At 71.9% G+C, this 18437-nt stretch carries 19 protein-coding genes; 5 read left to right on the forward strand and 14 right to left on the reverse strand.

Features of this window, described 5'->3' with window-relative positions:
• Window positions 1–59 precede the first annotated feature (59 nt).
• Window positions 60–920 (forward strand): tyrosinase family protein, encoded by an 861-nt coding sequence (locus FLV34_RS04110; protein ID WP_147942401.1) that lies wholly within the window; start codon window positions 60–62, stop codon window positions 918–920.
• A 33-nt stretch (window positions 921–953) separates the two neighbouring features.
• Here the strand turns inward: FLV34_RS04110 and FLV34_RS04115 are convergent, their stop codons facing one another.
• Both FLV34_RS04115 and FLV34_RS04120 read right to left on the reverse strand, forming a co-directional pair.
• Window positions 954–1829: a Gfo/Idh/MocA family protein gene (locus FLV34_RS04115; RefSeq protein WP_147942402.1), complete on the reverse strand. Its 876-nt coding sequence runs from the start codon at window positions 1827–1829 to the stop codon at window positions 954–956.
• Window positions 1830–1979: 150 nt separating this feature from the next.
• Window positions 1980–2345 carry a DUF2267 domain-containing protein gene (locus FLV34_RS04120; RefSeq protein ID WP_142645452.1) on the reverse strand — a complete coding sequence of 122 codons (366 nt, stop codon included), beginning with the start codon at window positions 2343–2345 and terminating at the stop codon, window positions 1980–1982.
• A 236-nt stretch (window positions 2346–2581) separates the two neighbouring features.
• Here FLV34_RS04120 and FLV34_RS40180 point away from each other — a divergent pair, with 236 nt between their 5' ends.
• Window positions 2582–2722 (forward strand): hypothetical protein, encoded by a 141-nt coding sequence (locus tag FLV34_RS40180; RefSeq protein WP_187280533.1) that lies wholly within the window; start codon window positions 2582–2584, stop codon window positions 2720–2722.
• 90 nt (window positions 2723–2812) lie between these two features.
• Here the strand turns inward: FLV34_RS40180 and FLV34_RS04125 are convergent, their stop codons facing one another.
• Window positions 2813–3094, reverse strand: coding sequence for a hypothetical protein (locus FLV34_RS04125; protein ID WP_142645453.1), 282 nt, complete (start codon window positions 3092–3094; stop codon window positions 2813–2815).
• Window positions 3095–3580: 486 nt separating this feature from the next.
• Window positions 3581–4576: a non-homologous end-joining DNA ligase gene (ligD, locus tag FLV34_RS04130; RefSeq protein WP_147942403.1), complete on the reverse strand. Its 996-nt coding sequence runs from the start codon at window positions 4574–4576 to the stop codon at window positions 3581–3583.
• 410 nt (window positions 4577–4986) lie between these two features.
• Here ligD and msrB point away from each other — a divergent pair, with 410 nt between their 5' ends.
• Window positions 4987–5388: a peptide-methionine (R)-S-oxide reductase MsrB gene (gene msrB / locus FLV34_RS04135; RefSeq protein WP_142645455.1), complete on the forward strand. Its 402-nt coding sequence runs from the start codon at window positions 4987–4989 to the stop codon at window positions 5386–5388.
• Between the two features lie 3 nt (window positions 5389–5391).
• Here msrB and FLV34_RS04140 read toward each other — a convergent pair whose 3' ends face one another.
• From FLV34_RS04140 to hemG, 3 genes are all read right to left on the reverse strand, one after another.
• Window positions 5392–5916 carry a hypothetical protein gene (locus FLV34_RS04140; RefSeq protein WP_142645456.1) on the reverse strand — a complete coding sequence of 175 codons (525 nt, stop codon included), beginning with the start codon at window positions 5914–5916 and terminating at the stop codon, window positions 5392–5394.
• A gap of 237 nt (window positions 5917–6153) precedes the next feature.
• Window positions 6154–6855 (reverse strand): hydrogen peroxide-dependent heme synthase, encoded by a 702-nt coding sequence (hemQ, locus tag FLV34_RS04145; RefSeq protein WP_142645457.1) that lies wholly within the window; start codon window positions 6853–6855, stop codon window positions 6154–6156.
• 192 nt (window positions 6856–7047) lie between these two features.
• Window positions 7048–8478, reverse strand: a complete 1431-nt coding sequence (gene hemG / locus FLV34_RS04150) for a protoporphyrinogen oxidase (protein WP_142645458.1) — start codon at window positions 8476–8478, stop codon at window positions 7048–7050.
• Window positions 8479–8748: 270 nt separating this feature from the next.
• Between hemG and FLV34_RS04155 the strand changes: the two genes are divergently transcribed.
• Window positions 8749–9927 (forward strand): ROK family transcriptional regulator, encoded by a 1179-nt coding sequence (locus FLV34_RS04155; RefSeq protein WP_147942404.1) that lies wholly within the window; start codon window positions 8749–8751, stop codon window positions 9925–9927.
• A 216-nt stretch (window positions 9928–10143) separates the two neighbouring features.
• On the opposite strand, the gene FLV34_RS04160 is transcribed toward FLV34_RS04155, so the two are convergent.
• Genes FLV34_RS04160 through FLV34_RS04190 form a run of 7 tightly spaced genes read right to left on the reverse strand, consistent with a single transcriptional unit; the run spans window position 10144 to window position 16730 of the window.
• Window positions 10144–11469 carry an alkaline phosphatase family protein gene (locus FLV34_RS04160; RefSeq protein ID WP_147942405.1) on the reverse strand — a complete coding sequence of 442 codons (1326 nt, stop codon included), beginning with the start codon at window positions 11467–11469 and terminating at the stop codon, window positions 10144–10146.
• On the reverse strand, window positions 11469–12581 hold the full coding sequence (gene eboE, locus FLV34_RS04165; protein ID WP_147942406.1) for a metabolite traffic protein EboE: 1113 nt from the start codon (window positions 12579–12581) through the stop codon (window positions 11469–11471). The genes FLV34_RS04160 and eboE overlap by 1 nt, the downstream gene beginning before the upstream one ends.
• A gap of 2 nt (window positions 12582–12583) precedes the next feature.
• Window positions 12584–13426, reverse strand: coding sequence for a TatD family hydrolase (locus FLV34_RS04170; protein ID WP_142645462.1), 843 nt, complete (start codon window positions 13424–13426; stop codon window positions 12584–12586).
• Window positions 13427–13431: 5 nt separating this feature from the next.
• Window positions 13432–13935, reverse strand: a complete 504-nt coding sequence (locus FLV34_RS04175) for an EboA domain-containing protein (protein WP_142645463.1) — start codon at window positions 13933–13935, stop codon at window positions 13432–13434.
• Complete coding sequence (locus tag FLV34_RS04180) at window positions 13895–14749, reverse strand: sugar phosphate isomerase/epimerase (protein ID WP_142645464.1); 855 nt, start codon at window positions 14747–14749, stop codon at window positions 13895–13897. Before FLV34_RS04180 ends, FLV34_RS04175 begins: the two co-directional genes overlap by 41 nt.
• Window positions 14746–15591, reverse strand: a complete 846-nt coding sequence (locus FLV34_RS04185) for an SCO3242 family prenyltransferase (protein ID WP_147942407.1) — start codon at window positions 15589–15591, stop codon at window positions 14746–14748. Before FLV34_RS04185 ends, FLV34_RS04180 begins: the two co-directional genes overlap by 4 nt.
• The gene (locus FLV34_RS04190) at window positions 15588–16730 is read right to left on the reverse strand and encodes an inositol-3-phosphate synthase (protein ID WP_261985651.1); all 1143 of its coding nucleotides are present in this window, start codon (window positions 16728–16730) and stop codon (window positions 15588–15590) included. Before FLV34_RS04190 ends, FLV34_RS04185 begins: the two co-directional genes overlap by 4 nt.
• Before the next feature lie 422 nt (window positions 16731–17152).
• Here FLV34_RS04190 and FLV34_RS04195 point away from each other — a divergent pair, with 422 nt between their 5' ends.
• Window positions 17153–18292 (forward strand): sugar phosphate isomerase/epimerase, encoded by a 1140-nt coding sequence (locus tag FLV34_RS04195; RefSeq protein WP_142645467.1) that lies wholly within the window; start codon window positions 17153–17155, stop codon window positions 18290–18292.
• Window positions 18293–18437 lie beyond the last annotated feature (145 nt).

Here is an 18437-nt window from a genome sequence, read left to right on the forward strand (position 1 = left end):
TAATCTTTCGGCCGGTCGCAACAGGCCATGTGATTCGAGGACATCCGGGGGGCGGACATATGCGCGGGCCGAGCAGGCGGGAGATGCTGGCGTCGGCGGTGTGGGGAACGGCGGCGATCGCGTTCGGGGTGCGCGGCCCGGCGGCGCACGCGGCCCCGGTCACGGTACGCCGGCGGATCGGCGACCTGCCCAAGGAGCAGTGGGAGGCGTTCGTCCGGGCGGTGCGCACGCTGAAGGCACGGGGGACCTACGACGCGCTGGTCAACGCCTACACCGAGCAGTTCGCGGCCACCCACGCCAACGGCTTCTTCCTGCCGTGGCAGCGTAGATATCTCCTGCACTTCGAGCGGGAGCTCCAGCGCATCGATCCGGCCGTGTCCGTGCCGTACTGGGACTGGACGCGCGACAGCCGGTCGCCGCACCGCTCGGTGGTGCTGTCGAAGGAGTATTTCGGGGGAAACGGCGACGCGAAACACGATCAGGCCGTGCTCAACGGTGCGTTCGCCGGGTGGACGGCCAGAATCCCACGACCTCATCCGCTCCGGCGTTCCTACGCCGACGGCGGGAAGATCCCCGCGTGGGCCTCGCCCGATCTCATCGTGAACATGCTGAAAAATCCGGACTTCCAGGTGTTCAACATGCAGATGGAGGTTCACATCGGCGCGGTGCAGATGGGCATCGGAGGCGACCTGGCCCTGCCCTCCGCCCCGAACGACCCCTTGTATTGGGTCATCGCCTGCTTCGGCGACCTGCTGTGGCACACATGGCGCACCCGCCATCCCGGTGCCCCGATCCGGTCGGCGTACGGGAACGTCACCGAGTCCAGCCGCCTGCCCCGGTACAGCGAGACGGTCGCGAACGTCCTGGACGTCGAGAAGCTGGGTTACCGCTACGACGGCGTGTGGCCGCGCACGCGCTGACCTCGTCCGGGCGGCCGGCGACAGGCGGCGCGCTCAGTCGTCGTCACGGTGGAGCAGGTCGCTCTCCACGGCCTCGATCACCTGCTGAAGGTGCAGGCCGCGGGCCGCGTCCAGCTCGTGCCGCCGGCGGTGCCCGGCGGTGTCCGCGAACTCGCGGTACATGGTGTCGACGGCCTCGCTGCCGACGGCGGCCACGCCGTCGACGGCCGCCACGCCGCCGGAGCCGAACACCTCGATCTCGGCGCGCTCCCTGACGGGCTCGGGCGAGGTGTACATGGAGACCTCGCTGTAGGTCCCGCCCTCGTGCTCGAACATCATCCCGAACCAGCCGGTCGGCTGGCCGTGCGCGTGAACGCCGATCACACGGCCGAGCGCGGCGTCGAGGAGATCCAGGAGATCGGGGCCGAGGTCCCCGCGCAGCACGCTCAATCCTCTGCGCCATGGGCGCGGATCGGGCGGGGCTGTCGTGACGACCAGACCGCTGGCCCCCTTCGGAAAGGTCTTCGGAACCGCGTCGGTCAGGAAGTGGCGGACCGTCGCCGAGTAACGCCAGAGCAGCGCGAGCTGCGAGACCGTGCGTCCGGCGGCCTCGGCCAGACGCTCCGCGCCGGCCAGGTCGCCCGCGACGGGCCGTTCCAGGAGCAGTGCCTTGCCCTGCCCCGCCGCGACCTCCGCCAGGTAGGGCTGGACGGGAGGCGGCACGGCGAACACCACCGCCTCGCAGTGGTCGAGCAGGTCCTCGAAGCGGCCGCACGCCGGCACGCCGTACTGCGCCGCGAGCGCCTGCGTGGGACCCGGCGATCGCGCCCACACGCCCGCGAAGCGCGCTTCTGGACACGCCGCGATGGCTGGTGCGTGCACCTCCGCCGCCCGGCGGCCCGCACCGACGAGGCCGATGGCGATAGCCATACCGTCCACTGTAGGCACCGCCTCCCGGCCCGGGGTGCGTAGGGGTGTGGGAATCGACCTGGGAGGACGCCGTGCGCACCGCCGGCTAGGAGGGGGCGAGCTTTCACCACCGACCGCACCGCCCTGACCGCACCGCCCCGGCCGTACGGCTTACTCCGCGGCCTGCTGGAACTCGGCCGGCAGCTGCGACATGGCATGGTCGAAGGTCTCGTCCGGAACAGCGTCCCGCAGCGTCAGCAGGACGGCCCGGATCCCTCCCCTCGCCTCCTCCTCGGTCAGCCCTGTGCGTTTGCCGATCAGCACGACGAACTCGCGGAACCCGAGCCGCTGGATCGAATCACTGACGTGGACCGACTCCCGGAGAGGCTCCGGAAGTTCGAACGCGAGATGCTGAGCCTCCGTGGCGCTGAGCCGGTCTCCCAGGAGCTCCAGTGTCGCGCGGCTCAGATCCGCCGCCTCCTCGCGCGACAGGCCGCTGCGCTCGGCCACCCTGCCGAAGAAGTCCCTGTGGTCCATCCTGGCTCCATTCCCACCGGTGTCCTCCCGACACCGAGCAGGCGGACCGCTTGGAGCGATACATGTCGAGGTCCCCGGCACCTCTGGCTTGTGAGCGGAAACGACACCGAGGTCTGGCCGTTCGGGTCTGGCCGTTCGCAAGGGGCGACGCGCGATGGACGTGATCCGAGGCGAGATCGGCAAGGCCCGCATCAGGGCTGAGGTCATGGGCGAGGAGATGCGTCGGCACGGTCGAGGTGGAGATCCTGGTCCAGAACAGCCGTAACGGCGATGACGGCGAGCTGGCGTTCGAAGTGGTCGAGGCAGGCGGTCCGAAGGGCGGCGACACCCACCGCATCACCTTCCCGATGACCCCTGTCTTCGGGCCTCACGGCTGAGAGCCCGCGGGGAGGAACGAGCGCCCGCGAACGTGCGCCTAGTGCGGTCCCACCCTCGGGTAAGAGGGCGGGACCGCCGTAGGACGCACATTACGCCCTGGTAGTCGCGGTGCGGCTCCGGCCCGTCGCCGTACCGACGGTCTCCCGCTCCTGCCTCTCCTGCTGGCGGGCGGACCTGGAGAGGCCCTCCAGCTCGTGCGCGGTCTCCTCGAACTCCTGCGCGGCCTCCCGGCTCATCCTGCTCACGATCCTGCGCCCGCGGAGGGCCATGTCCTCGTACACCTCGCCGGCCTTGGCCAGGGCGTACGGCCCGACGCCCGCGAGGGCGCAGAACGGCTTGGACATCGTGATCCTCTTGACCGGTGTCGTCACTTGGTCACTCTCCATACATATCGGTCTAGCGGCGGCTTCCAGCTGTTCCGGACAGGGGAAACCGGCCGGGCGTCAGGAAGGCGGCGTGCCGAGGGCGTCCGTCCCGGACCCGATGTCGCCGGCGGCCTGCTCCGGGCCGTTGTCCACGGCCCCGGAGGCATTCCGCGGATCCGTCCAGGTGATGTGGCCGGTATCCCCACGATCGTCGTCGGGCTCGCCGTAGCCGCAGCTCAGGCACATGCGGTTGTCTCCCCCTGCTCGGTCGTGTGCACAACGGCCCCGCCCTCGGCAGCGGTGTGAGGGCGAGGCTCGGGTGTTCCAGGTTCGTCCGTGCGCGGTCTTGCCCGGGGACGAGCGCCCGCTCCCCCGTCGGCGAGCGCTCGCCAGGACCATCCCCGCACCCGTCTCCAGGGACACCGGGCGGGAATGCAAGAGCCGATCAAGAGCAGAGACAGTGGGACAAAAACACCGCCCGGCGAGTCACGATCAGCCGGACGGCCTCGCCTTGCTGGGCTGGACGCGCCTCGGCTCGCCGGGCATCTTGGGGTAGTTCGGCGGATAGGGCATGTCGCCCCGCTCGTCGGCGTCGTACCACTCCAGCAGCGTGCCGATGCCGAAGGCGTGGTCGTCGATCGCCCGGTGCACGTCGCCCAGCTCGGCGAACCGCTTCGGCATGGTTCTGATGTCGAAGTCGCGCGGGTCGCAGCCGGCCAGCTCATCCCAGGTCACGGGGGCCGAGACCCGGGCGTCGGGCCGCGCGCGGACCGAGTAGGCGGCCACCACCGTGCGGTCGCGGGCGTTCTGGTTGTAGTCGATGAAGACCTTCTCCCCCCGCTCCTCCTTCCACCAGGCGCTCGTCGCGAGGTCCGAGCGGCGCTCGACCTCGCGGGCGAAGGCGATCGCGGCGTACCGCACCTCGGTGAAGGTCCAGCGCGGCTCGATGCGTATGTTCACGTGGATGCCGCGGCTGCCCGAGGTCTTGGGGAAGCCCGTCATACCGAGCTCGTCGAGGATCTCCTTCACGGTGAAGGCCACCTGACGGGCCTGCTCGAACGACGTGCCGGGCTGCGGGTCGATGTCGATGCGCAGCTCGTCGGGGTGGTCGAGGTCGGCGCGGCGGGCGGGCCACGGGTGGAAGTCGATGGTGCCGAGGTTGGCGCACCACGCGATGGCCGCCACCTCGGTCGGGCAGAACGCGTCGGCCGTACGCCCGCTGGGGAAGCGCACCGTGACGGTCTCGATCCAGTCGGGATGCCGGGGCATCCGCTTCTGGTAGATGGCGTCGGTGCCGACGCCGTCGGGGTGCCGCTTGAGGTAGGTCGGCCGTTCCCGCAGGGCGCGCAGCACGCCGTCCCCCACGCTCACGTAGTACTCCACCAGGTCGCGCTTGGTGGCGCCTGCCTCGGGGAAGTAGACCTTGTCCGGATTGGTGACCTTGACGGTGCGGCCACCCACCTCTATCTCGATGTACGGCGAAGCCATGCACGTGACACTACCCGGATGAGGGGGTCCGTCCCGGGCTGCCGACGGCGGCCGGACCGGGCGCTCCCACGGCCGCGCCCTCCCGGCGCAGGCACGTGGTCGCGTACGGCGCGCTCGCGTTCGGACTGCGCCGCACGCGACGGGACGGACCACGACGGCCGCCCGCGGGCGGCCTCCTCTCGCCGTCCGGCGGCGTCCAGCACGGGTCGGGTGCCTCGCCGCCCTGACGGCGGTGTGGGTGACCGCCCCCGCGCGGGTGACGGCGATCAACCCCCTCGTCAATGAAGACGCCGGAAGACCCGGGAAAGGATGCTCCGCCTCGTCAACATGTGCGGGGAAGATCCGGGGCGTCCGCGGAGTTTCCCACTTCGTAATCCCCGCGAGGGGCCCACGAAGGCAGGGTGGTGAGCATGGAGAAGGTAATCAAGAGCGACGCCGAGTGGCGCGCGCAGCTTTCCCCCGAGGAGTACCGGGTCCTCCGGCAGGCGGGGACCGAGCGCCCGTTCAGCGGCGAGTACGTCGACACCAAGACGGTCGGCGTCTACTCCTGTCGCGCCTGCGGGGCGGAGCTGTTCCGGTCGGAGACGAAGTTCGAGTCGCACTGCGGCTGGCCGTCGTTCTACGAGCCGTCCGAGTCGCAGGCCGTGACCCTGCACGAGGACGACTCGCTCGGCATGCGCCGGGTGGAGGTCCGCTGCGCCCGCTGCGACTCACACCTCGGGCACGTGTTCCACGGCGAGGGCTATCCCACGCCGACCGACGACCGCTACTGCATCAACTCCGTCTGCCTGACGCTGCAGCCGGGCGAGTGACGCCTATTTCGGCTTGGGGTAGGTGACCCGGCAGTCGTCGTCGTCCGGGCCGAGGACGTTGGCGAGGACGGGGTTGCCGTTCTCGCCGAACCTCGCCTGGACGAACACGACGGGGTTGGACTCCCCCCGCTCTGCCAGATACTCCAGGCCGCGTTTGCACAGCGTGATCGCGGTCTTGGAGTTGCCGGCGTTCTCCGGGAGGTTCGTGTAGATGCGCAGGTAGCCGCCCTCGGTGCGGATGTCCTTGACGCGCTTGGCGGTCTTGTCGCTCCACCTGCTGCGGAAGTAGGCCTCCGCCTTGGTGTCGGTGTATTTCGACCGTCCGGACGCCTTCTGTTCCGCCGCCTTCTTGTCCCGCTTGGTGGCCGGCTTCTTGTCGGTTTCGACGCTGGCGACGGTCAGCTCGCCGGCCGGGGACGCGTGCGGCGCCGGCGCGGCGACCACGTGCCGCGGCTCCGCGCCGGAACGCGACAGCGGCCAGGCGATGGCCACGGCCCCGACGGCGAAGGCGGCCACCCCAAGAGACACCTCGACAACGTGCGAACGGGCCCGCCTCTTGCGGCGGCGCCCCCTGGAACGTGCCAGCCCGCTAGCCACTCTGCCTCACCTAGACGTCGATTCTTCGTCACAGTATGGCAAAGACTTCGGGCCGCCAAGACCGTTTCCGACGCTTCGCGCGAGATCAACCTAAATGTCCCTTGCGTCGCTCCAGCACGCCAGGGCCCACCCGCCCGGGGCACCGGGCGGGTGGCTGTAAGGGCATGGCTAGGGCAGCGCGGCGACGAGCTCGCTGACCGGCTTGCGGGTGCCGGTGTAGAAGGGGATCTCGACCCTGGTGTGCCGCCGCGCCTCGGCTCCGCGCAGGTGGCGCATCAGGTCGACGATGCGGTGCAGCTCGTCGGCCTCGAACGCCAGCATCCACTCGTAGTCGTTGAGCGCGAAGCAGGCGACCGTGTTGGACCGCACGTCGGGATACTCGCGCGCCATCTTGCCGTGCTCGGCCAGCATCCTGCGCCGCTCGGAGTCCTCCAGCAGGTACCACTCCAGGGACCGTACGAAGGGGTAGACGCAGACGAAGCCCTTGGGCTCCTCATCCGCGAGGAAGGCCGGGATGTGGGACTTGTTGAACTCGGCCGGGCGGTGCAGGGCCATGGCCGACCACACCGGCTCGCTCGCGCGCCCGAGGGCGGTGCGGCGGAAGCGGGTGTAGGTCTCCTGCAGGTCTTCGGGCGTGGGGGCGTGCCACCAGAACATGAAGTCGGCGTCGGCGCGGAACCCGGCCACGTCGTAGCAGCCTCGGGTCGTCACGTCCTTGCCCGCCGCCTGCGCGAGCAGCTCCTCGACCTCGTCGGCCACGCCCTCACGGGCGGCGGGAAGCTGGTCGCGCAGCCGGAAGACCGACCACATCGTGTAGCGAATGACCAGATTGAGATCGCGTGCCTTGGGCCGCGGGGCAGGCTCCGTCATGCCTCCATTCTGCCGGTAGGGGGCGGCGGTCCGGCCTCGGGGTGCCGCCGATCAACCGCGCCGGCACCGCCCGGAGGCGTCGGCGGCGGGCCTCCCCACCGCCTCTCGGACGTCCCCGCCGTCTCTCGGACGTCCTCGCCGGTCCCCTCAGACGTCCTCGCCGCTCGCCCGCCGGACGATCACCGCCTCCCGTCAGGCGTCCGCGGCCGTCGTCCCCTGTGCCTGCCGCAGGTGCTCGAGCACGAGCTTGGCGGCGGTGCGCGCGGTCGCGATACAGGCCGGGATGCCGACGCCCTCGTACGCGGCGCCGCAGACGGCGAGGCCGGGCTGCCCGGCGATCGCGGCGCGCACGCGGGCGACCCGGTCGAGGTGGCCCACGTCGTACTGCGGGAGCCCGCCGCCCCAGCGGGTGACCCGGGTGTCGAGCGGCAGCCCCCGCACGCCCATGACCTCGGCCATCTCGTTCATCGCCAGTGCCGTCAGCTCGGCGTCGTCACGCTGGAGCACGAGCTCCTCGCCCAGGCGGCCGATCGAGCACCGCACGATCAGGACGTTGCGGTCGGCCTCGGCGAGGTGGGGCCACTTGACGCTGCTGAACGTCGCCGCCTTGACCGGCCTGCCCTCGACCGGCGGCACGAGGTAGCCGCTGCCCTCCGGCGGCTCGGGGAACGCCGTCCGGGGATAGGCGAGGGTCACGATCGCCATGCTGGCGTACTCGATCGCGGCCAGTTCCGCCGCCGCCTTCGGCACCTCACGGCGCAGCAGGCGGGAGGCGGGCCGCGCCGGCACCGCGAGGACGACGGCGTCGGCGTCGATCGTCTCCTCGTCCCTGGTGGGACCGGTCACCAGCCGCCAGCCGTCCGGCGTCCTGATCAGGTCGCGGACGGTGACGCCGGTGCGGATCTGCGCGCCCGACTCCTTGGCCACCGCGGCGGGCAGCGCGCCCATGCCGTTCCTGAGCGTGGTGAAGACCGGCCCGGCGTTCGCGGGGGCCTCGGCCGTGATGCTCCGGGCCGCCTGCAGCAGCGACCGCTCGGTGCGGGCGACGGCGGCGATCCGCGGCATGGTCGCGTCCAGCGACAACATGTCGGCCCGGCCCGCGTAGACGCCGCCGAGCAGCGGCTCGACCAGCCGGTCGACGACCTCGCTCCCCATCCGGGCCCGGATGTACGCCGCGACGGAGACGTCCCCGGTCACGAGCGTGGGCGGCAGGAACTGGTCGAGGGGCACCCGGGCGAGCCCGGCCGGCGACAGGACGCCCGAGCGCGCGAGCGCGACCACGTCGGAGGGCACGCCCATCACCTGCTCCCGGGGCAGCGGGCGCAGCGCACCGCGCGACAGGACGGCGGCCCGGGTCGTGCCGGGGTCCACCAGGTCGTCGCCGAGGCCGGCCAGCCGGGCCAGCTCCTTGCCCTCGGGCCGCCGCGCCAGCATCGACTCGGCGCCCGCGTCGACCTCGATCCCCGCCACCTGCGACGCGTACAGCTTGCCGCCGATCCTCGGCGCCGCCTCCAGCACTGTCACCCGCAGGCCGGCGTCGGCCCGGTTGAGGTGCAGCGCCGCGGCCAGACCCGCGATGCCCCCGCCGACGACGACCACATGACGACCCGCAATCTCGTCCATGGGGAAAAGCTACCGGCCCGTACGGCCGGGTCCCGCACCGGCGCGGGGCGTGTCCGCGGGAAACGGGCGCCCGGCCACCTCGGCGGGAGCATGTATGGCCACACCTCGGACGCCAACCGACAAATCAGACAGGAACGCAAGATTCTCAGAAACTTTTCACCTGACGGGCAAAAAGTAACGGTTCCCTGTAATAAAGTTGTTGTAGTAAGAGCAGAAGTCCAGTCACTTCTGGACAGGCATCCCGAGTCCCCGACCGAAGAGCGGAAGCGAATGACGGCTCGCCCCGAGAACCCGCACCAGTCGCGGATCCTGCGCCTCCTGCGTCAGGACGGCGCGCGTTCACGCGCCGAACTCGGCGAGGTGGCCCGTCTGTCACCGTCGAAGCTCGCACTCGAGCTCGACCGGCTCGCCAAGCTGAACCTCATCGAGTCGGGCGGGCTCGCCGCCTCGCGAGGCGGCCGCCGGTCGGGCATCGTACGGGTCGCCTCACACCTGCGGTTCGTCGGGATCGACATCGGCGCCACATCCATCGACGTCGGGGTGACCAACGGCGAGCTGGAGGTGCTCGGCCACCTGTCGAAACCGGCCGACGTGCGCGACGGCCCCGAGGCCGTGCTGGAGCAGGCCCTTGAACTGGTCGGCAAGCTGCGGACCGGCGAGACGACCGAGATCCACGGCGTCGGGATCGGGGTCCCCGGCCCGGTGAGCTTCCTCGACAGGACGCCGGTCTCGCCCCCGATCATGCCGGGCTGGGACCGCTTCCCCGTACGGGAGACGCTGAGCCGCGAGTTCGGCTGCCCGGTGCTCGTGGACAACGACGTGAACATCATGGCACTGGGCGAGCTGCACGCGGGCCTGGCCAGGGCCGTCGGCGACTTCCTGCTCGTGAAGATCGGAACCGGCATCGGCTGCGGCATCGTGGTGGACGGCGAGATCTACCGCGGGGTGACCGGCAGCGCCGGTGACATCGGCCACATCCGGGTGTCCGACGACGGCCCGGTGTGCCCCTGCGGCAACACCGGCTGCCTGGAGGCCTACTTCGGCGGCGCGGCGCTGGCCCGCGACGCCCGGGCCGCCGCGGAGTCGGGCGACTCCCCCTTCCTGGCCGAACGGCTCGCGCAGGAAGGCGTGCTGACGGCGGAGGACGTCGCCGCCGCGGTGGCCTCGGGAGACGCCGCCGCCGTACGGATGATCCGTGAGGGCGGGCGGCACGTGGGCATGGTGCTGGCGTCGCTCGTGAGCTTCTTCAACCCCGGCCTGGTGATCATCGGGGGCGGGGTGGCCGGTCTGGGCCACGCGTTGCTCGCGGAGATCCGCAGCGTCGTCTACCAGCGCTCGCTGCCGCTGGCGACCGGCAACCTGCCCATCGTGCTGTCCGAGCTCGGCGACACGGCCGGGATCATCGGGGCGACCCGGCTGATCAGCGACCACGTCTTCTCTGCCGAGTAGGCACGCCCCGAGTCGGCACGCGTGAGATGGGCACGCGCCATGGGTGCACGCGCGAGTTGAGCATGCGCGAGTTGAGCATGCGCGAGTTGAGCATGCGCGAGTTGAGCATGCGCGAGTTGAGCACATGCCGCCGGAGCGCGCGCCCCGCGTGAGCCGGTCAGAACGCGGGACGGCCGCCGCCCCACTCAGAGGGGACGGCGGCCGTCTTCCGCCGGCTCAGCCCTTCAGCAGCTGCGTGATCAGGCCCTTGACCTCGGTCGCGGCGTAGGCGTCCTTGTCGAAGGGGCCGAGCAGCACCGGTCCGTCCGCCGCCGCGTCGGGCAGGCGGCCGTGGCTGCCGCGCACCGGCTCGGGGTCGAGCGGGACCACCGACATCTTGTAGCGCATGCCCATCTTCTTGCGGGCCAGCGCCGCGCCCGCGCGCAGCTTCACGAACGGGTCGTCGGGGTCCATGAACAGCTCCGCCGGGTCGTACCCGGGCTTGCGGTGGATCTCCACGAGCTTCGCGAAGTCGGGCGCCCGGTCGTCGGACAGCCAGTAGTAGTACGTGAACCACGCGTCCGGCTCCGCCACGGCGACCAGGTCGCCGGCCCGCTCGTGGTCGAGGCCGTACGCCGCCTTGCCCTCCTGGCCCAGCACCTCGTCCACGCCCGGCAGCTCGGCCACGACGTCCCGTGCGCGGGGCAGGTCGGCGGGGTCGTTCACGTAGACGTGGGCGACCTGGTGGTCGGCGACCGCGAAGGCCCGGGAGGCCCAGGGATCGAGATACTCCATGCCGTCCTGGGTGTAGACCTCCAGCAGCCCGGCCCGGCGCAGCGCCCGGTTGACGTCGACCGGGCGGGACGCGTTGGTGATGCCGTACTCCGACAGCACGATCACGGTGGCGTCCTCCCGCAACAGCGGCGCGAGCGCGGCGTCCACCTCCCGTGCCGCCGCGACCGCCTGGGGCGCGTCGGGCCCGAAGCGCTGCAGGTCGTAGTCGAGGTGCGGGATGTAGACCATGAGCAGGTCGGGCCGTTCCTTCGCGAGGATCCGGCGGGCGGCCGCGATGATCCACTTGGACGAGGTGATGCTCGCCGTCGGACCCCAGTAGGTGAACAGCGGGAACTCGCCCAGCTCGGCGACCAGGTCGTCGTGCAGCGACGGCGGCCTGGTGTAGCAGTCGGGCTCCTTGCGCCCGTCGGCGTAGTAGATCGGGCGCGGGGTGACGATGAAGTCGCTGGAGCCGCCCATGGCGTACCACCAGCAGACGTTGGCCGTGCGGATCCCGGGCACCGCGTCCCAGAGCTGCTCGCCCTGGATCAGCCGGTTGTGCTGCCGCCACAGGAAGACCTCGCCGAGGTCCCGGAAGTACCAGCCGTTGCCGACGATGCCGTGGTCGCGCGGCATCGATCCGGTCAGCAGGGTCGCCTGCACCGAGCAGGTCACGGCGGGCAGCACGGGCCGCAGCGACGCGGCGGCGCCGACCTTGGCCACGTTCGGCATGTGCGCCAGCAGGCGCGGGGTCAGGCCGACGACGTTCACGACGACGACGGGTGCCATCAGATCTCCTTGAGTCCGAGTGCGGCGAGCCGCCGCCGGGTCCAGTCCAGCTCGGCCGCGATGCCCTCGGCGACGTCCACCGGGCCGGGCAGCACGCTCCAGGTGTAGGTCTCGACCTCCAGGTGCCGGGTGAGGGGGGCGTCGGCGGAGGCCAGGAGGCGCTTCAGCAGGTCCTCCAGATAGGGAGTGGTCGTGGTGAGCGGGGGCGGCGGCGCGGCGTGCAGCGGCATGTGGAAGTGCGTGCGCCACGGCAGGTCCGCCGGGAGCCCGCCGGCCAGCGCCTCCGGCAGGTCGTCGGTGTATCCGGCCGCGCAGCGCGTCTGGTGGAGATATCGCTCCTCCTCGTACGCCGCCAGCGCCGGCTGGCCGCCCGGCGGCGTCTCGACGGCGGAGGAGACCTGGAGCTTCACGATCGGCAGCCCCAGGCCGGCCGCGTCGGCGGCGTCCTCGAAGCCGACGGCGAGGTGGCAGGCGTCGAGGCAGACGCCGAGGTGCGCGGGGTCGGTGCCGGCCAGCAGCTCGACCGCCTGGGGGGTGGTCTCCACGATGCAGCCCGGCTCGGGCTCGAACCCGACGCGGATCGTCTTGCCGGTGCGCTCCGCCAGCGCCCGCAGGCCGCTGGTGAGCGCGTCGAGGTTGGCGGCGACGGTCCCGGCCTTGTCGGGCGTCCAGCCGGTGCGCCAGGCGAGGGGCAGCGTCGAGATCGAGCCCTCGGTCACGTCGTCCGGCAGCAGCGCGGTGAGGATCTCGGCCAGGTCGAGGGTGTAGGCGAGCCGCTCCGGCTCCGCCCAGTCGGGCCGGTAAACCCGGAGTTTCACGACCTGGTCGTGGAAGCCCTGGTAGGGGAAGCCGTTGAGGGTGACGACCTCCAGCCCCAGCTCGTCCAGCCGGGCGCGCAGCCGCGCCAGCTCGCCGGGGTCGGCGCGCAGCGCCCGCGCCGCGCCGGACGACAGCCACAGCCCGAGGCCGAGCACGGGCGCGCCGGTCAGCGCCCGCACCCGGGCGGCGACGCCGGAGAGCTGGTCGTGGATCCCGGCGAGGTCCTCGGCGGGGTGGACGTTGGTGCAGTAGGCCAGATGGACGACGGATCCCGAGGGATGGAGCAGGCGCATGGTCAGCGCGTCCCTCGGAGGATCGTGTTGCCCTCATAGTCGCCGCCCGACTCGACGTCGTCCAGCGACAGGCGCCCGCTCTGGCCGTAGAACGCCACCGGGTTGCGCCACAGCACCTGGTCGACGTCGTCGTCGGTGAACCCGGCGGCCAGCATGGCCTCGCCGACCTCGCGGGTCTTGAGCACGTCGCTGCGGCCCCAGTCGGCGGCGGAGTTCACGATCATCCGCTCGGTGCCGTACTCCTTGAGGATCGCCACCATCCGCTCGGGGTCCATCTTCGTGTCCGGGTAGATCGAGAAGCCCATCCAGCAGCCGGCCTCGTGGACCATGCCGACGGTCAGCTCGTTGAGGTGGTCGACCAGCACCGTGCCGGGGTCCAGACCCTTGACCACGTCGAGCGTGCGCCGGGTGCCCGCCGCCTTGTCGCGGTGCGGCGTGTGCACGAGCACCGGCAGGCCGTGCTCCTCGGCGAGCGCGAGCTGGGCCTCGAAGACGCGGTCCTCCTCCGGCGTCATCGAGTCGTAGCCCACCTCGCCGACCGCGACCACCGAGTCCTTCAGCAGATAGCGGGGCAGCTCGTCGAGCACGCCCGCGCAGCGCGGGTCGTTGGCCTCCTTGGGGTTGAGCGCGAGCGTGCAGTGGTGGCGGATGCCGTACTGCGCGGCGCGGTAGGGCTCCCAGCCGAGCAGGGCGTCGAAGTAGTCGATGAAGCTGCCGACGTTCGTGCGCGGCTGGCCGAGCCAGAAGGCGGGCTCCACGACGGCCCGCACTCCGGCGGCGTACATGCGCTCGTAGTCGTCGGTCGTGCGGGACGTCATGTGGACGTGGGGGTCGAAGATCCTCATCGGAGTCAGAGCCTCTCGAGAACGTCGGGGGGAACGGGACGCCCGGCCGCGCGGCGCTCGGCGGCGAAGTCCGCGAGCATGCGCCGCAGCTCCTCGTCGAACCGCCGGTCGAGGCCCTCGACCGACGTGAGCGGGACGGACATGAAGACGCACTTGAGCACGCCCTGCCGGAAGGCGTGGTCGTCCAGCCAGGCCGAGCCGTACGGGCCGAGCGCGGCGGCGACCAGCCGGGTGTCGTTGGTCCGCAGGGCGTCATGGACGAGCGGGAGAGCGGCCGGACCGAGGTCGAGCTGCGGAAGCGACTCCAGGATCTCCAGCCGCTCCCCCGCGTCGCCCTGCCAGTAGAGCTTCATGACGGCCGCCGCCGGGTCGGGCAGGGCCTTCCCCAGCGCCGTCAGCAGCTCGGTGCGGGCTCCGGGGCCGCCCTCCCGCGCCGCCCGTGGGAACAGCGCGTAGACGGTCTCCGGATCACGCTCGACGTCGGCTACGGCCCGCGCCAGCCAGCTCATGTGCCCTCCTCAGGAATTCGATCGACCTTCTCGCCACCTCGGGCGCCGCGTGGCTGTGCCTGGCCAGCTCGACGGCGACCAGCCCGCCGAAGCCCTCCAGGGCGGCGAGCACGGGCGGGAAGTCGATCTCGCCCTCGCCGAACTCGAGATGCTCGTGGACGCCCCGCCGCATGTCCTCGATCTGCACGTGCACCAGATGCGGCAGCGCCCGCTCGACGCACTCGGGCACGTCGTACGGCTCCAGGCAGCGGCAGTGCCCGATGTCGAGGGTGAGGCCGAACCTCGGGTGGCCGCCGAGCAGGCCGCGCAGCCGTTCGTATCCGGCGAGGTCCGCCACGAGCATGCCCGGCTCGGGCTCGAACCCGAGCGTGACGCCTGTCGTCTCGGCCTCGGCGAGCAGGCGCTCGCAGTGCCGTACGAGCCGGTCCCAGGCCTCGTGCTCGGACACCTCGGGCGGCCGGATGCCGCTCCACAGGTGCACCACGGGGGCGCCGAGGTCGGCCGCGATCCGCATCGCCTCGCCCAGGAAGCGGACGCGCGGCTCCGCGTCGTCGTGCAGCAGGGTCGGGAAGTGCTTGCGCCGGGGGTCGAGCGTGAAACGGCCGCCCGTCTCGACGGCGAGGGCCAGGCCGAGCCGCCCCGCCAGCGCCGCGATCCGCCCGACCTCCGCCGGGGAGGCGCCGGGCATGAGGTGCCCGTGGTCGAGCGAGACCGCCGCGCCGGTGTAGCCGAGGCCGGCGAGCACCTCCAGCGTCTGGTCCAGCGGGTGGTCGCGGAAGCCGTTGGTGCAGTAGGCCCAGGTGAGCGAGGTCACGACGTGGACACCTTCGCCGACAGCCACCGGCCGGCGGGCAGCGCGGCCAGCAGCGCCGCCGCCTGGGCGAACCTGCCCCGCCCGGCCACCGCGGCCGCCTGCAACGGGATCAGGCCGAGGATGCTCATCCGCACCGCCTGCCGCACCTGCTCGGGGTCGGGGTCGGCGCGCAGCGCCGCCTGGGCCCTTCCCGCGGTGGCCAGGTAGCCGGCGATCATCGCGGCGGCGCCCAGCCGTCCGGTGGTGTCGCCGCCGCGGCAGGCGACGGCGGCCAGCGCCGCGGACGCGCCGGTGGCGGTGAGCGCCTGGGCGATGGTCGCGGGGGTGGCGCCGTCCACCTCGGCGCGGCCGAGCAGGGTGATCCCGTAGGTGTGGGCGCCGACGGCCAGCGCCATGGGGGCGGCCGCCCGCATGCGCGGGCCCGCCCCGAGCAAAACGTCGAGCACGCGGCAGGCCGCCATCGCGGCCGGGCCCGCCGCCGTGTGCTTGAGGCGCAGGTCGTAGGCCCAGGCCGCGCCGGCGAGCAGGCCCGCGAGCGCGAGCCCGCGCCGTCCACCGGCGACCGCGGCGGTGGCCACCCCGGCGCCGGTCAAGGCGGCGGCGAGGCCGAGGGCGCCCGCCGGGCTGATCCGGCCGGAGGGGATGGGCCGTTCCGGCCGCTCCTTGGCGTCGAGCTTGCGATCGGACCAGTCGTTGAGCGCCATTCCGGCCCAGTAGAGCAGCACAGACGCGGCGGCGAGGCCGGGCCGGGCCGATCGTCCGGCCGCCGCCGCACCGGCCAGCGTGTCCCCGGGAACCGACAGCGCGGCCGGTGCGCGGACCAGCTCCAGCCAGGCCCTCATGACCGCCCCTCCGACAGCTCGTGCGCGAACGCCACCAGCCGGGCGTACTGGCCGGGCAGGTCGTGCCCGCCGCCGCCCAACGGGTCCTTGAAGAAGTAGCCGAGCTCGGGGAGCACGCCGCGGTGCCCGGCCTCGTGGGCCCGCGCGACGAGCCGCACGAGATCGAGGACGAGCGGGGCGGCCAGCGCCGAGTCGCATCCCTGCCAGGTGAACTGCATGGTCATCCGGACGCCGAGGAATCCCTCGAACGTGATGTGGTCCCAGGCGGTCTTCCACTCGCCGAGGTCGGCCACGTAGTCGATGTGCGTCAGGCCCTCGACGTCATCGCCCACGATCGCGGGGACTGCCCGCGCCTTGCTGGCCGACTTGCTCTCCCGTGCCGCCGGGTCGGCCAGCGTGGCGCCGTCACCGCCGCCGAGGAGGTTGAGCCCCGACCACGAGCGGACCCGCAGCGCGCGGCCGGCGAACATCGGCGCGAGCGCGCTCTTGACCAGCGTCTCCCCGGTCTTGCCGTCGCGTCCCGCGTACGGCAGGCCGCGCCGCCGGGCCAGCTCGTCCAGTGCGGGGGGCGTCGGGCCGGTGGAGGGGGTGAACGCGACGTAGCCGCATCCGGCCGTGAACGCCGCGTAGGCGTACAGGGAGCTGGCGGGGAGCACATCCTGTCCGGACGCGAGCGCCTCGTCCAGGTCGGCGAGCGTGGCGTACGGCACCTCGGCGGGAGGCTCGGTCGACGACACGTCCACCACGACGACGCGGGACAGGCCATGCCGCTCCCGGAAGTCCGCGATGTCCGCGGCCAGCCGCCGCGCGGCCTGCGCCTGGCTCTCCTCGCCGGGGACGTAGCCGTGCCTGATCTCGGCCTCGGCGGCGTCGAGGGCCGTGGCGAGCAGGCTCGTCAGGGCGGGAGGGAGCACGCCGGCCTGGGCGAGCAGCTCGGCCCTCTTGCGCAGCGGGAGGGCGACCACGTCGTGACCACCGAACACCAGGTCGCCCAGGGGGGTGAAGTCCCCGGGGAAGTTCGCGGCCTCGATGACGCACCCGGTGGGCGGAGCCGCTCCCGCCCGACCCGCCGCCGCCCCGACCACCGCCGTGGTCGCGACGGACCCTCGGGCGCCGACCAGCCAGACACCGATGGGCACTGTAACTCTCCCGTCAACTCGGGTATGAAGGATCACCCGGAACATTCGGATACTAAGAGGGATCTTTCGGCACTGACAAGCAAAAGTTTCCTGACAGGAGACGGAAAGTTACGTCACCCGCCTACGAACAGTGCGACAGGATCCCGGCCGCCGGCCCTCACCGCCGCGTCACGCCCGGACACGACGACCCCTGTGTTGACGAATTCCGTGCGCGACCTCCGACTTTGTCCTCTTAATGACGAAAGTCAAAAGGATCATGCCAAAACTTCTTCCCCATTGGATAAAAGTCGCGTAACTTGCTCGCCAGGTGCCCCGCACAGTCGCACGGGGCCGAAGTGAGACGAAGGGAACGGAGGCACCCGCGGCACGGCCGCGTCATCGGGGGGATCAGGGTTCTTCACGCAGATGGAGTTGGCACGACGATGAGCGCGTACGAAGAAGAGATCGAGACCGCCGGCACCCTCGGCCGCAGGCTGGGCCTCAACCGCCGGCGGTTCCTCGCGGCCACGACCGGCATGGCGGCTGCCGCCGCCGTGGCCGCGGCCGGCCCGATGAAGTCGGCCGCGCAGGCGGCGGCCGCGGGCAACGGCGTGCTCGTGCCGCCCGGCAAGCGGGGCATCATCCTCTACACCGTGCGCGACGCCACCGCACGCGACCCGCTGTCGACCACTCTCCCGTCCGGCTTCCGCGCCGTGTTCGAGGAGCTCAGCCGGATCGGCTACAAGCAGGTGGAGTTCGCCGGTTACAGCCAGCACGCCAACGCCGAGGGCGGCGCCGACCTGGAGACCGTCGAGGGCGCCCGCCTGCTGCGCACCTGGCTGGACGACAACGGCCTGGAGGCCGAGGGCAACCACGGCTTCATCCCCGGCTCCTGGCCGCTGAGCCAGGCCGACCTCGACCGCTTCAAACTCCACCTGGAGATCGCCAACATCCTCGGCATGGGCCACGTCGGCACCGGCAACGACCCCACCAGCAGCGCGTACAAGGCCGACTGGGACGTGGCCGCCGAGAAGTGGAACACGCTGGGCGAGATCGCCACCGCGGCCGGCCTCAAGCTCTACACCCACAACCACGACGTGGCCTACAGCTTCCTGCTCGACAGCGGCCCGCTCGACGCCCAGGGCAGGCCCACCCGTTCCTCCGGCATCCGCCGCCTCGAGTACTTCCTCACGCAGACCGACCCGGGCAAGGTCTGGCTGGAGATGGACATCTTCTGGGCGCACGTGGCCCAGTACAAGTACAAGACCTACACCGCGCCCGACGGCTCCACCCAGACGCAGGTCTTCAACCCGCTCGGCGTCGTGCAGGCCCAGACGAAGCGGTTCCCGCTGTTCCACGCCAAGGACGGCAAGATCAACACCGCCACGTCCAACGGCTACGACATGGTTCCGTTCGGCACCGGCGACATCGACTACAAGACCTTCTTCTCGCAGATGGGCGCCAAGGGCTACCACAACCCGATGTACGAGCAGGACAACGCGCCCGGCGGCTCGGCCAACCCGGCGCAGTCGCTGCAGTACGCCGAGCTGAGCTACAAGAACATCGCCAAGCTCCGCGGCTGAGGCCCGCCGGGCGCCCCGGCCCGTCATCCGCTGCCGCGAGCGACGCGCTCGTCCGCGACGCGAGGGCGCTCGCCGAGCGGCCGCGCGGTCAGGAGGCCCCCCGTGGGTCCGGCCCGGCCCGGCCGGGCCCACGGGGCACCACACC

Origin of the sequence: Microbispora sp. CSR-4 (assembly GCF_008033685.1) — a bacterium.
Lineage (GTDB): Bacteria > Actinomycetota > Actinomycetes > Streptosporangiales > Streptosporangiaceae > Microbispora.

What these genes read in the sequence shown, in the direction of transcription:
- FLV34_RS04170 (WP_142645462.1), bottom strand. Translation starts at nt 13,426, where the DNA reads ATGAGGATCTTCGACCCCCACGTCCACATGACGTCCCGCACGACCGAC.
- FLV34_RS04175 (WP_142645463.1), bottom strand. Translation starts at nt 13,935, where the DNA reads ATGAGCTGGCTGGCGCGGGCCGTAGCCGACGTCGAGCGTGATCCGGAG.
- eboE (WP_147942406.1), bottom strand. Translation starts at nt 12,581, where the DNA reads ATGCGCCTGCTCCATCCCTCGGGATCCGTCGTCCATCTGGCCTACTGC.
- ligD (WP_147942403.1), bottom strand. Translation starts at nt 4,576, where the DNA reads ATGGCTTCGCCGTACATCGAGATAGAGGTGGGTGGCCGCACCGTCAAG.
- FLV34_RS04185 (WP_147942407.1), bottom strand. Translation starts at nt 15,591, where the DNA reads ATGAGGGCCTGGCTGGAGCTGGTCCGCGCACCGGCCGCGCTGTCGGTT.
- FLV34_RS04155 (WP_147942404.1), top strand. Translation starts at nt 8,749, where the DNA reads ATGACGGCTCGCCCCGAGAACCCGCACCAGTCGCGGATCCTGCGCCTC.
- FLV34_RS04120 (WP_142645452.1), bottom strand. Translation starts at nt 2,345, where the DNA reads ATGGACCACAGGGACTTCTTCGGCAGGGTGGCCGAGCGCAGCGGCCTG.
- FLV34_RS04110 (WP_147942401.1), top strand. Translation starts at nt 60, where the DNA reads ATGCGCGGGCCGAGCAGGCGGGAGATGCTGGCGTCGGCGGTGTGGGGA.
- hemQ (WP_142645457.1), bottom strand. Translation starts at nt 6,855, where the DNA reads ATGACGGAGCCTGCCCCGCGGCCCAAGGCACGCGATCTCAATCTGGTC.
- FLV34_RS04160 (WP_147942405.1), bottom strand. Translation starts at nt 11,469, where the DNA reads ATGGCACCCGTCGTCGTCGTGAACGTCGTCGGCCTGACCCCGCGCCTG.
- FLV34_RS04195 (WP_142645467.1), top strand. Translation starts at nt 17,153, where the DNA reads ATGAGCGCGTACGAAGAAGAGATCGAGACCGCCGGCACCCTCGGCCGC.
- FLV34_RS04115 (WP_147942402.1), bottom strand. Translation starts at nt 1,829, where the DNA reads ATGGCTATCGCCATCGGCCTCGTCGGTGCGGGCCGCCGGGCGGCGGAG.
- msrB (WP_142645455.1), top strand. Translation starts at nt 4,987, where the DNA reads ATGGAGAAGGTAATCAAGAGCGACGCCGAGTGGCGCGCGCAGCTTTCC.
- hemG (WP_142645458.1), bottom strand. Translation starts at nt 8,478, where the DNA reads ATGGACGAGATTGCGGGTCGTCATGTGGTCGTCGTCGGCGGGGGCATC.